This is a genomic window from Bacillota bacterium (assembly GCA_040755295.1).
In the GTDB taxonomy this organism is placed as follows: Bacteria; Bacillota; Desulfotomaculia; order Desulfotomaculales; family Ammonificaceae; genus SURF-55.
This window is the reverse complement of sequence record JBFMBK010000006.1, coordinates 115,034-128,157: the sequence shown is the minus strand read 5'-3', so window position 1 is coordinate 128,157 and position 13,124 is coordinate 115,034. Positions and strand designations below refer to the sequence as shown.

Annotated in this window: 9 protein-coding genes; 8 read left to right on the top strand and 1 reads right to left on the bottom strand. The window is 54.9% G+C overall.

Going from position 1 to position 13,124, the window contains the following annotated elements:
* The first annotated feature begins 121 nt into the window (after window positions 1–121).
* Together AB1500_06565 and spoIIE are read left to right on the top strand one after the other, a co-directional pair.
* On the top strand, window positions 122–1,018 hold the full coding sequence (locus tag AB1500_06565) for a Ppx/GppA family phosphatase (GenBank protein ID MEW6182826.1): 897 nt from the start codon (window positions 122–124) through the stop codon (window positions 1,016–1,018).
* 66 nt (window positions 1,019–1,084) lie between these two features.
* Entirely contained in the window at window positions 1,085–3,535 is a 2,451-nt protein-coding gene (spoIIE, locus tag AB1500_06560) for a stage II sporulation protein E (protein MEW6182825.1), read from the top strand.
* A gap of 92 nt (window positions 3,536–3,627) precedes the next feature.
* On the opposite strand, the gene AB1500_06555 is transcribed toward spoIIE, so the two are convergent.
* Complete coding sequence (locus tag AB1500_06555; GenBank protein ID MEW6182824.1) at window positions 3,628–4,332, bottom strand: DUF1287 domain-containing protein; 705 nt, start codon at window positions 4,330–4,332, stop codon at window positions 3,628–3,630.
* Between the two features lie 534 nt (window positions 4,333–4,866).
* On the opposite strand from AB1500_06555, the gene tilS reads away from it, so the two are divergent.
* From tilS to AB1500_06525, 6 genes are all read left to right on the top strand, one after another.
* Entirely contained in the window at window positions 4,867–6,276 is a 1,410-nt protein-coding gene (gene tilS, locus AB1500_06550) for a tRNA lysidine(34) synthetase TilS (protein ID MEW6182823.1), read from the top strand.
* A 293-nt stretch (window positions 6,277–6,569) separates the two neighbouring features.
* Window positions 6,570–8,486, top strand: a complete 1,917-nt coding sequence (gene ftsH / locus AB1500_06545; GenBank protein MEW6182822.1) for an ATP-dependent zinc metalloprotease FtsH — start codon at window positions 6,570–6,572, stop codon at window positions 8,484–8,486.
* Window positions 8,487–8,807: 321 nt separating this feature from the next.
* A complete protein-coding gene (ndk, locus tag AB1500_06540; GenBank protein ID MEW6182821.1) occupies window positions 8,808–9,257 on the top strand; it encodes a nucleoside-diphosphate kinase in 450 nt (149 codons plus the stop codon).
* Window positions 9,258–9,723: 466 nt separating this feature from the next.
* The gene (locus tag AB1500_06535; GenBank protein MEW6182820.1) at window positions 9,724–11,427 is read left to right on the top strand and encodes a formate--tetrahydrofolate ligase; all 1,704 of its coding nucleotides are present in this window, start codon (window positions 9,724–9,726) and stop codon (window positions 11,425–11,427) included.
* 152 nt (window positions 11,428–11,579) lie between these two features.
* Window positions 11,580–12,038, top strand: a complete 459-nt coding sequence (locus tag AB1500_06530) for a DUF134 domain-containing protein (GenBank protein ID MEW6182819.1) — start codon at window positions 11,580–11,582, stop codon at window positions 12,036–12,038.
* Window positions 12,039–12,070: 32 nt separating this feature from the next.
* Window positions 12,071–12,964: an Mrp/NBP35 family ATP-binding protein gene (locus tag AB1500_06525; GenBank protein MEW6182818.1), complete on the top strand. Its 894-nt coding sequence runs from the start codon at window positions 12,071–12,073 to the stop codon at window positions 12,962–12,964.
* Window positions 12,965–13,124 lie beyond the last annotated feature (160 nt).

Sequence of the window (13,124 nt, the reverse complement as noted above, 5' to 3'; positions counted from 1 at the left end):
CCCCAATAAAACTAATTCAAAATACAGCATTTATCTTACAAGGAAGAAATCGTGTGGTCAAGGGGCGGGGCGTTTTTACGTGAACCTCGAAGCCTACGTATGTTGTTTGGGGGTGTTTTAGGTGCTTGTAGGGGCAATTGATATCGGTACCAACTCCGCTCGGTATCTTTTGGCCGAGGTCGGTCCTGAGTTGAAGGTCATGCGGGTGGAAACGGCACTTAAAACCACCAGGCTCGGCGAAGGCATCGCTTCCGGGCTTTTAACGGAACAGGCGATGGCCAGAACGGCAGCGGCGGTGGCGGAGTTTTGGCGGCGCGCCCAAAGCATGGGAGCGCAGGTAATAACGGCTGTGGCTACTTCGGCGGTGCGTGGGGCGCGTAACCGGGAGGAGTTCCTTGCGCTCGTACGCCAGACAACCGGGTTGGAGGTACGCGTGCTCTCCGGGGATGAGGAGGCTTTTTACACTTTCGCCGGTGTTGTGACCGGCCTGGAGGTAGACCGCGAAAAGACGGCGGTCGTTGATATCGGCGGCGGGAGCACCGAGCTTATCTGGATCGAGAAGGGACGTATTATATTACACAGCCTTCCTCTCGGAGCGGTCCGGCTTACGGAGGAAGGAGGGGGACCGGCCAAGGCGGAGGCCCTGCTGGGGCCTTTTCATCGCTTCTTAAGTGGGCGCCGTATCATCGGTACCGGTGGAACAATTACCACGCTGGCGGCCATCAGTCAAGGTATCGCATCCTACGACCCGGCAAAAATCCATGGATACCTGTTGGAGCCTGAAGAAGTAGCCGCGCTGACCGGTAAACTTGCCGGGCTTTCCCTGTCCGATCGAAAGAAGGTGCCCGGCCTGCAACCGGAGAGGGCGGATATTATCGTTGCCGGTGCGGGAATTCTGACAGCGCTGTTCGACCTCACCGGCGCTCCCGGGATTACGGTGAGCGAGAACGACATCCTTTATGGAGTTGCCTTCAACACGGCAGGCGGTGTCGAAAGAAAATTAGCCGGCAAATGTTAAAAACGACATGAATCACCGCCCTCGTTGGTTATAGTTGAGGTAACATTTGCCAACGGGGGTGTCAAGGTGCTGGAACGAGCGGATACTTACCCTTACCGGCGTCAAACGAGGGCGAAGGGTCGAGGGCTCCAGGCCATACGACGGGAGGATGGAGTTAAGGGTCTTTCATCGAAAGACCGGCACCGTAAGAACACCTCTTTCTATCGTGCGCTAAAGGATCAAAGCCGCGGGGCGGCTTTGTATATAGCCGGTTTCTTCCTCGGGCGGGCGGTATTACTCGGGCAACTGACCCCTTTCGGTCCCGCTTTTGCAGTCGCCGCCACGCTCACTTACGGCGGTCGGGTCTGGCCCGTCTGGGCCGGTGTGCTGCTGGGGCAGGTCTTGCTGCTGAAAGGGGTCGCGGCCGTCAGTGCCGCTGCCGCCACTCTCACCGCCCTCTTCCTGATACGCATATCACCGCGCGATTTTCTGGAAAAACCTCTGGGCGCTCCGGGATTGGTGGCCGTCACCATTGTGGTGACAAAAACCGGCTTTCTGGCCTTTCAGAATCCAAACTCGTACGAATATGTAAGTATTTTTTTTGAAGCCGCTTTTGCCGGCGTTCTGGTATACGTTTTCAGCCGGGGGCTTGCCGCCTGGCGTCAAAAGCGCGGTTTGCAGTTAACCGTCGAGGAAATCTTTTGTCTTTTGGCGATGGTTGCAGGGGTCATAGCGGGAACCGGTGAGCTCGCGGTGGGGCTGGTTTCCCTGAAGGGCGTGCTGACGAGACTTTGTCTCCTGCTTGCGGCGGCTACCGCCGGGGGTGGAGCGGGAGCGGCGGCGGGGGCGATACTGGGGGTGATTCCCGGTTTGGCCTACACTGTGGCGCCGCAGGCCGTTTCCAATTATGCCTTCGCGGGCTTCCTTGGCGGTTGTTTCCGCGGCTTTGGTAAAGCAGGCGTTGTGGTGGGTTTTGCGCTGGGCAATGTGCTTCTCGCTTTGTATATCAAAGACCTCCACAACCTGTCACGGATCGTCGCGGAGACTGGGGTCGCCACATTGGCCTATCTCGTTATCCCCGTAAGATGGTACGCAGGCTTCAGGTCTTCAATTTCCGGCGTCACCGGCACCGCCACGGAGAAGAAGGTGTATGAGGAACTGGTGCTGGGGCGTCTTAGCGGTTGGGCCCAGGTGCTGGACGAACTTGCGGCCACCTTTCATGCGGCGGGTGCGGTAAAACAAACGGGAGAAAACCGGACCGTCGAACTTTTGAAAGAAGTAAAGGACCGGGTTTGCGGCAACTGTCCGCTTAACCGCACCTGCTGGCAGTGGGAGGAAAAACAGACCGTGGCTATTTTGCAGGAAGCGGTCTCCCTGCTTGAGGGAAAAGGCCGGCTGCAGCCCGGCGACTTGCCGGAATACCTTGAAAAGCGCTGTGTGAAGCTTAAGGAGCTGACGCTTACCGTCGGTCTCCTTTATGAAACGTTCCGATTGAACAGGTACTGGTACCGGAGGATTGTGGAAAGCCGGGCGGTGGTCGCCGAGCAGTTGCACGGTATCGCTCAGGTACTGAAGGACTTTTACGAAGAACTCGGGGATGGTTTTTCCCGGGTTGCGGCTATTGAAGCCGAGCTTTGGGAGATGGTCCGAAACGGAAAACTAAAAATCGATCACCTGCAGGTATCGCTGCGTGAAGACGGAAGAATCGAGGTTAAAGTCTCCACATGCGCCTGTGCCGGAAATCTTTACTGCCAGCGCGTAGTCGCCCCGGTCATCTCAGGAATCACGCGGCAGACGTATTCCGTGGCGCACACCGCTTGCCCGCTGCGGGAGGGCGAAGAGAAGTGCTGGTTCACCCTTTACCCCGCACTGCGCTACCGCCTGGCGGTTGGAATGGCCACAGCGGGGAAAGAAGGCGGGATGTCGGGGGACAGTTACTCGTGCATCCAGGTACCGGGAGGGCGTTATGTCCTGGTACTGAGCGACGGGATGGGTTCCGGCGCTGACGCGGCGGCGGAAAGCACCACCGCGGTTTCGCTGCTCGAATTACTTCTAAGGGCCGGATTTGGCGAAGAACTGGCCGTAAAAACGGTGAACTCCCTGCTTCTTTTGCACTCACCCGGGGAGAGCTATGCAACGGTCGACCTGGCGGTGATCGACCTTTACAACGGAAGGTTGCAGTGGGTAAAGATCGGCGCCGCGCCCGGTTTTATTTACCGGCGGGACGGAACCGTGGAGATTGTTCGCGCTCCTTCGTTACCGGTCGGTATTGTAAATCCGATCGAGGTGGTGGTAGTGGAGAAGGAAATGAGAACCGGCGACGTTCTGCTCCTGGTTACCGACGGTTTGTTTGATTTTAAACATAACGAAGGAAGAGAGGAAGAATGGTTCCTTGACTGCCTTCAGGAGGCCGTTGACGGCGACCCCCGAAAAATGGGGTCTTTCATTCTAAACCGGGCTAGGTTGGTTTCCGGAGGGGTGCTGCCGGACGACGCCACGGTTGTTGTGGCCAGGGTAATGGAGGCGGAACGAGGCTGAATCAAGAGCAAAAGGTTCGCTTTTGGACCTCTGTAAGGCAAGCCCACCTCCTGGGAAGGGGGAAGTGAGAGGTTGGAAGTGAGAAACAGGACTTAAGACCTTCGATATTCGACTTGGATTTCATCTTTTGCCTCGGGCTCGCGACTGTATTTGGAATACCGGAAATGATGCGTGACCCTGCTCGGCCAGCGCAAGAGATAATCGTCTTCACTTGCTACGGGGGCGGCGTTATTGAGGACGAAAGGTACACCGTCGGGACGGCGCCGGTCTGATATTATCCCGATGTGCTCCCAGGGAGGACCGAAGACCACGATATCACCCGGCTGCCACTCAATAAGGTTGTCTTTATCGCCCGGGATAACCTTGTTGGTAAGCTCGCGCCCGTGCCGTTCAAAAAAGACTACAAGGTTGGTTACACGGCGGAAATCGATATTCGGGTCCGGAAGCACCCCCGTTCTCCCGTAAGCGGCGGGTGTCTTCCTGATATCCTCGTCCACCATTCCCTTCAGGTCGTAACCGGCCTCCCTAAAAGCTCGCCAAATGACGTCGGAACAGGCGCCCCGCCCCTCCGGGGGGTATCCTCCTGAATAATAGGCTGCGTCGTATTGTGTGTGGTTCTGAACCTCACGGCGCGCCCCTTTTACGAAATCCAGGGCGTCAGGAATGCTGTTTCGGTTTGCGTCCATGTTTTCCACGACCTGCGGAATGTCTAAATATTCATGCGGGTTGTGTCCCAACCGGCTTAAAACCCATCCGAGGAACAACACCATAATGGCGATTAAAATGCACGCCGCCATTTCGTAACCAAACCTGCTGCGCTTTGGGGTTAGAGGTTTCGTCAGACTACAGTCCCTCCCTTCAAGGACAATAAAGCATTATTATCGGCTTTATCACCAATATTGGGCATATCTTTTTCAGCCATTATTATGACACATAACTTGAGCGTATAGGAAACTGCATTTTAAGAATGTAGGTTTGCGGGCCCTGCCTTGTGGGAAGCAGGTCTGCGGACAAGTACTAGTCCGTAACGCGGGGAGAAACAAGCTCGGTGCGAAAACCGGGCAGATCCGAAGCGGAGTGTACATGAAGGTACGTGAGCATTCGGGTTTGCCCGGTTGACAAAGCTGGGTGACGTTTATCGTCGCGTTATGCTAACTTGTCAGCCGGTCTGCTACCTTTCTATCCCCGCTCGGGGATGCCGTCACAAGGTTTTTTGGGTAAGCGGCCATCGTCGTAATCAGAATGTCCGTTCAATACCGTCAGTCCTTGTCAATAATTTGGTAAAGGAGGGAAACGGCGGGACGCGTGGAAGTTTAATCCGGGTGGTTTAATTGGACATCCTTCCACAGGTGCAGGAAACCATTAAGCGCTTCGGGATGTTTCGCCCGGGGGACGTGGTGGCGGTTGGTGTTTCGGGAGGGCCTGATTCGGTCGCGCTTCTTGACTTATTATGGCGGGCCAAGGATGACCTCCGGCTTCGGTTATACGTCGCCCACCTTAACCACCGTCTCAGGGCGGAAGCCCCGCGGGAAGCGGAATTCGTAATGGGACTCGCCGCCTCTTACGGGCTGAAGGCGGTCACGCAGGAAGCAGATGTCCGGTCTTACGCCAAGGAACACCGGCTCTCGACGGAGGTTGCCGCGCGGGAAGTGCGGTACAGGTTTTTTCATTCGGTGCTCGACAGGGTCGGGGCGGTGCGGATGGCGCTCGGGCATCAGGCCGACGACCAGGCGGAAACGGTGCTCCTCAACATAATAAGGGGCGCGGGATTAACCGGGTTAAAGGGCATTCCTCCTGTACGGGGACCGTTTGTCAGACCCCTGATTGAAGTTCGAAGGGCGGCGGTGGAATCCTACTGCGTTTTTCGAGGACTCAAAACCTGTGCTGACACGTCGAACCTCAGTACCGAATACCTTCGAAACCGTATCCGCCACGGACTTATCCCGATCCTTGAACACGGTTATAACCCGGCAGTGGTTGAGGCTCTCGGTCGTCTGGCGGATATAGCCCGCGAGGAAGAAAGGTTCATTGCGGATGAAACATCGAAGTTTTACGACGGGATAACCTCCGTTTCGGAAGAGGGTATTGATTTAGACGCGGCCGCGCTTGCTGCGCTTCCGGTCGCATTGGCCCGGCGGGTGGTCCGTTCCGCCTATAAAACCCTCTCGGGAGGTATTGGCGAACTTGATTTTCCACATACGGAAAAAATCCTGGACCTTCTCCATTCTGATGCCGGTCGGGAGGTCGTTCTTCCGCGCGGCCTCAGGGTAGCGCGGTCTTACAAAACGCTTTCCATGATCCGCGGGAAAAGGCGCGAGATTCCCGATTACTGCCGGTCCGTGAGCTTACCGGGCGCAACCCCTATCCCAGAGCTTAATGCGACGCTTGAAGCACGGGTAAAAACCCAGGGTTCCGACCCTTCCGGTCTGTCTCCCAACGAGGTGCTCATGGACCTTGATCGATTGGAACCCCCGCTGTTTGCGCGCCGTCGCCAGCCCGGCGACGTTTTTCATCCGTTTGGGTTTCGGACGCCGATTAAGTTAAAGAATTTCTTTATCGCCCAAAAAATTCCCCGCTGCTACCGTGACGAAATCCCTTTGGTCATAGATGCCTCCGGCATAGTATGGATCGGCGGGGTACGGGTGAGTGCGCGGGCGGCGGTGACGCCGGAGACAACGCGTTTTCTTCACTTGCGTCTGATTTATTTGACGGGAGAACCGTTCCCCTTCGGGCAGCGATAGGGATGGACGAAAAAGGACGAATTTCGGTCTTACCATGCCTGTAACGGATTGTCCCCGATTAAATCGGAGACTTTTATCTCAGCTTGCCTGCATGAAGGAAGGGAAAACGGAGTTACAGGCGAATCAATTGTTAATCGGGTTCTTTACCCGGGGATAGTCTATTGATTTTTGCTTCCTTGCGTTCGAAAAGAGTAATATAAAGGGTTCTACGACTTTTATAAAGGGACGTAACGTGATATAATTTATTGATTAGATTCTTTTCGGGTATAAGTAAATAACAGGAGGAGAGTTTTTTGCAGCGCCTTCTTAAAAACTTGGGTATTTACCTGCTCATTGTCCTGGTTATTGTAATGTTGATCAGGTATGCCCCGGCGCGTAATAACGACATCAAAACCATCCCGTACGACCAGTTCCTGCAGGAACTGGATAAGGGCGAGATCGGCAGTGTGATTGTCCGTACGGAAAACAGTACCAATTTCATAACCGGGACCAAACGCGACAATACCAAGTTTGAAACCAAGGGCCCGATTCTCGACGACAAGCTGATTACCGTGCTGCGGGAAAAACGGGTTCGGATGGAATGGCAACCGCCCCCGCAACCCGCGTGGTGGACGAACCTTCTTGCGGCTTTCTTGCCGGTGCTGATTGTTGTGGGTCTGTTCTTTTTCATGATCCAACAGACGCAGGGCGGGGGCAGCCGGGTTATGTCGTTCGGCAAAAGTCGCGCGCGTCTCCATTCCGACGAGCGAAAAAAAATTACTTTTGCAGATGTGGCCGGTATCGATGAGGTCAAGGAAGAGCTTGAGGAGGTTGTGGAATTCCTTAAGAACCCCCGGAAGTTCAGCGAGGTGGGAGCCCGTATCCCGCGGGGCGTGCTTCTTTTCGGCGCGCCGGGCACGGGCAAAACACTCCTGGCCCGGGCGGTGGCCGGTGAGGCGGGCGTTCCTTTCTTCAGCATCAGCGGTTCTGATTTTGTGGAGATGTTCGTCGGTGTGGGTGCGGCCCGGGTGCGTGACCTTTTTGAACAGGCCAAGAAAAACGCGCCCTGCATCGTGTTTATAGACGAGATCGACGCCGTGGGGCGGCAGAGGGGCGCCGGCCTGGGCGGGGGCCATGACGAACGGGAACAAACGCTTAACCAGCTTCTGGTGGAAATGGACGGTTTCAATCCCAATGACGGGATAATCGTCGTCGCGGCCACCAACCGGCCGGATATCCTCGACCCGGCGCTTTTGCGCCCCGGGCGGTTTGACCGTCAGGTGGTCGTCGACATGCCTGATATCAACGGACGAAGGGCGATACTCAATGTACACGTGCGCGGGAAGCCTATAGGGGAGGATGTCGACCTTGACGTTGTGGCGCGGCGCACCCCCGGTTTCAGCGGCGCCGACCTGTCCAATGTGGTCAACGAGGCCGCTCTCCTGGCGGCGCGTCAGGACAGGAAAAAGATTCAAATGGCTGATATGGAGCGGGCCGCGGAACGCGTGATCGCCGGACCGGAGAAGAAGTCCCGCGTCATCAGCGAAAGGGAAAAATGGCTGGTTTCCTATCACGAGGCCGGCCACGCTATTGTCGGCTACCTTCTGCCGTACTGTGACCCGGTGCATAAGATTTCGATCATCCCGCGGGGGCGTACGGGAGGGTATACCCTTCTGCTGCCGAAGGAAGACCGGTATTATATGACCCGGTCGCAGTTGCTGGATCAGATAACGATGCTCCTTGGCGGGCGGGTTGCCGAGGATCTCATGCTTAAGGAAATAAGCACAGGCGCCCAGAACGATCTTGAACGGGCGACCGAGGTGGCCCGTCGGATGATAATGGAATACGGGATGAGCGAGGAGCTGGGACCGCTGACCTTCGGGCATAAGCAGGATACGCCGTTTCTGGGGCGCGACATCGCGCGCGACCGGAATTACAGCGAGGAGGTGGCCTACGCCATCGACCGGGAGGTGCGGCGGGTGATTGACGAATGTTATAACCGGGCGCGTGAGATTCTAACCGCCAACTTAAATTCACTCGAACAGGTGGCCAAACGGCTCTTCGAAAAGGAAACGATTGAGGCGGAAGAGTTCGGCGAATTAATGGGGACGCCGCGGCAGGTGTCTCCCGGCGAGCAGACCCCTGCACCTGCGGTTTCCTTCAACAAGGAGTCAAAACGCCCGTTACCGGTGGCTAAACCGGAACCGGTAATAACCTTTAAGCGACTGTAGAAAAGAATCGGGCTCGTTTTTCGCGGGCCCGGTTGTTTTTTTATTTGGGCCTTTGACGCGAAAATCTGCAAGCCCAGCACTCAACTTGTTAATCTTGAGACGTGGCGTTCTAAGTTCGCATTGTGTACAACGTTACAAAGTAGTTTTAACGTGCCGTTGGGTGCTGGGTAACCACAGAGACACAGGGCACACGGCGGGGAAAATACAGAAATATGGGTATTGATTTTTATTATTTAGTCTTGATATTTACTATTCCCTGTGAACTTTGTACCTCTGCAGTGAAATATTTTGGTTCCGGCTTGTCGTTAGGAGGGGGAAGTCTTGGAGCGTACCTTTGTCATGGTAAAACCTGATGGGGTTCAACGCGGTTTGACCGGCGAGATAATCCGCCGGTTTGAAAGGCGCGGTTATAAGCTTGTCGGGTTAAAAATGCTTTTAATACCGGTGGGACTTGCCGAAACGCATTACGGCGAGCACCGGGAGAAAGCCTTTTTCAAAAGTCTTGTGGACTTTATCACTTCAGGTCCGGTGGCGGCGATGGTCTGGGAAGGTAAAAACATAGTGGCCGCCGCGCGGGATATGCTGGGGGCCACGGATCCTCAAAAGGCGCTTCCCGGGACCATTCGCGGAACGTACGGGATTGACATCGGCCGTAACGTCGTCCACGGCTCGGATTCTACCGAAAGCGCCCTGCGGGAGATCGGGATCTTCTTCAAGGAGGAGGAGATCGTCCCTTACAGACTGACGCTTGACGAATGGATTTACGAATAAAGAACCGGAAACAAATATTTTACCACAGAGACACAGAGGACACGGAGAAAATAAAGTTGTATTACTCAGGCATTCTTTTTAGGTCCGAATTCAGGAGTCAGTAACCAGAATCGAGAATAGAGACGGGTTTGTCGAGATATAAACCTGCTTAAAATTTCTGAGAACGAAAAGCTGATAATTGGATTCTGATCCTGTATATAGATACTAAGATTTTGTCTGTTATCCTGTTTGGTTCCATCTCTGTGCGCTCTGTGCCTCTGTGGCGGGTCTTATTTCCTCTCATTTCCCACCTCTAACCTCCCGCCTCTCACCTCCCCGTTACCGGCCACAGCCCTTTTTAAGCAACTTACCTTAGTTTTATGGCGATTAAAACCCGGCTGGTTTGGAAACCATTTTGAAAAAATGCTATACTAGACAAACTAAAAGCCGTCGTGGCTAATATTTTTTGGAAGGGATGGGAGAGTCAATGCGTGTTGTTCCCAGCGATCTTGAAATTGCCCAAGCCCATAAGATGAAACCGATTAGGGACATAGCGGCATCTATTGGTCTTGATGAGGACGACTTTGAGTATTACGGCAAGTATAAAGCCAAGATCAACCTTGAAGTCCTGGAGAAATTCCGCGACCGCCCCAACGGAAAGTACATCGATGTTACCGCTATCACCCCTACCCCCCTGGGTGAAGGAAAGACCGTCACTACGGTCGGCCTCACGCAGGGCCTCGGAAAGCTCGGCAAAAATGTTATTTGTACACTCCGCCAGCCTTCGATGGGACCGGTTTTCGGGATCAAAGGCGGTGCGGCGGGAGGGGGTTACTCCCAGGTCGTTCCGATGGAAGACCTTAATATCCATTTTACCGGTGATATTCACGCCGTCGGCCAGGCCCACAACCTTCTGGCGGCGATGATGGACGCTTCCATCCTACTGAAGAACCCGCTTAACATCGACCCTCTTACCATTATGCTGCAGCGTGTGGTGGACGTCAACGACAGGGTGCTCCGCAATATCGTGCTCGGGCTTGGCGGCAGGGAGAACGGTTACCCCCGGGAGAGCGGTTTCGATATCACTGTTGCCTCGGAGGTGATGGCTATTCTTGCGCTGACAACGGGCCTCAGGGATATGCGGCGGCGTTTTGCGCGTATGATGGTCGGTTACACCTACGACGGCAAGCCGGTTACGGCGGAAGACCTTAGGGCTGCCGGGGCGATGACTGTAATCATGAAAGAAGCGATCAAGCCGAACCTGATGCAGACGCTGGAAGGGCAGGCGTGTATCCTACACGCCGGGCCGTTCGCGAACATCGCCCACGGCCAGTGTTCCGTTCTTGCGGATATGATCGGTCTCAAGCTTTCGGACTACGTTGTGACCGAGAGCGGTTTCGGCGCGGACCTCGGAATGCAAAAATTCATGGACATCAAATGCCGCCAATCCGGGCTCACTCCGGACTGCGTGGTTATCACCAGCACCATCCGGGCGCTGAAGATGCACGGCGGTGTCGGCAACGTGGTGGCCGGTAAGCCGATGCCGGAGGAAATCCTTAAGGAAAACGTCCCCGCGGTTGAGAAGGGATGCGAGAATCTGGCCCATATGATTAAAATCGCGAAGTCTTACGGCGTGCCGGTGGTGGTGTCCATAAACAGGTTTGTGGCCGATACCGACGCCGAGGTTGAAGCGGTGCGGGTAAAGGCTCTCGAAGCGGGAGCTGAAGGGGCGTATCCGATAACGGTTTGGTCCGACGGCGGCGCGGGAGCAACCGACCTGGCCAAGGCCGTGGTAGAGGCGTGCGACAAGCCCAAGGACTTTCGTTTCCTCTACCCGGACGACATCAGTATCAAGGAAAAGATCGCGATTATGGCTGAAAAGGTATATAACGCGGCGGGTGTGCGGTACGAACCTCTCGCGGAGAAGAAGATCCAGCAGTTTGAAGCCCAGGGCTGGGGCAAGTTGCCGATCTGCATGGCCAAGACCCATCTGTCCATATCGCACGATCCGACAAAGAAAAACGTCCCCGGGGGTTACACATTCCCGATACGCGACATCCGGGCGTCGGTGGGTGCGGGATTCCTTTACCCGCTGGCGGGCGCCATGAGGACGATGCCCGGACTGCCTTCACAGCCGGCGGCCTTTAAGGTCGATATCGACGAAAACGGGCGCACCGTCGGGTTGTTTTAAACGCAACCGCCTGAGGAAGGTTATTTGTTTTTACTGTTAGAAAATGAGGGAGGAGTTAAATTCCTCCCTTTTTTTATTTATGAAGCTTGAACGGTTCTACCACAGCAGGTATAATTACATACGCGTCCTTTTTTAGAACGGGGGGCTTGCTTTTGGGAAGGCCGCCAAAATGTCGACGGGTTGAATTTATGCCCCACTGCACTTTTTTTAAGCCTGCAGGGATTCCTCTTTGCAACCTTGAGGAAGTCGGCCTTGGTGTGGAGGAGATAGAGGCATTAAGGCTCAAGGACCTTAAAGGGCTGGAACAGGAAGAGTGTGCCGACAGGATGGGGATTTCGCGCCCGACCTTTCAGCGGATGCTTACCGGAGCCCGGATGAAAATTGCGGAGGCGTTGGTGAAAGGGAAGGCCATTCGGGTTGAAGGCGGCCATTTCCAGTTGGTAACCCGGAGGTTGCAGTGTGCCGGATGCAATAACGAATGGGAAGAACCGCGCGGCAACCCGCAAGCGGCTGAATGCCCGAAATGCGGCGGCAGGGAAATTGAAGATGTTACCGCACCTCCGGGCAGGATGGGCGGGCAAGGGTGTCGATACGGAAGTGACGATTCTTAAAATACAAAACTAGATTGGTTGGGGTGATTTCTTTGGGTGCCGATGAAAAGAAAGAGTGTGAAATGGCCGGAAGTGCTTGTTCAACTTGCGGGGAAAAGGAATCTTATGACAGCGTCGAGAACCCTGGTTTTTTGGCGCAGAATGAACTTTCCAATGTTAAAAGGGTGGTTGCGATAGCGAGCGGTAAAGGAGGCGTGGGTAAGTCCTCCGTAACGTCACTGTTAGCCAAGACCTTCAGCCGGGATGGGTATCGGGTAGGGATACTTGACGCCGACCTGACCGGGCCGAGCATCCCAAAAATGTTCGGGCTGAGAGGCCATCCCGAAGGGAACGAGGTCGCCGTGGTACCGCCGCGGACGGAGTATTTCGGCATCCGCGTAATGTCGATGAACCTGCTTCTCGAGAAAGAGGACGAGCCGGTAATATGGCGCGGTCCGGTTATCAGCGGCGCGATTAAACAGTTTTGGACAGACGTCGCCTGGGGCGAACTCGATTACCTGTTTGTGGACCTGCCGCCCGGCACGGGGGATGTGCCGCTTACGGTGATGCAGTCGCTTCCGCTCAGCGGGATGATCGTCGTTTCGGCCCCGCAGGAACTTGCGGTAATGGTGGTGCGCAAGGCGATCAGGATGGCCGAGATCATGAAAATCCCGATTCTCGGCATCATCGAGAATATGGCGTACGTTACATGCCCCAAGTGCGGCGAAAGGATCCACGTTTTCGGTGAGCCGCGGGGTAAAGCGGTGGCGGAAGAGACCGGACTGGAATTGGTGGGGACCCTGCCCATCGACCCCAAACTGGCTAAGCTTGTTGATGACGGTAAGATCGAGGATTACGATAACGCCGGATTTGAACACCTTCCGCGCCTGTTTGATGAGAAATTAGGGAAAATGCAGAAGGTTAACAGCAAAAGCATATATTCGTAATTTTAAATTAGTGTGACTATAAAACCCGGGAGGTATTTCCCCCGGGTTTTTTTTTCATCAGGTCAATACCGCCGAGAACGCATTATAACCATATGCCGTTAGAAACACGAGTTTTTTTCATAAATCTGACTTCAGACATCCCGCGTCCGACTTCTGAAAC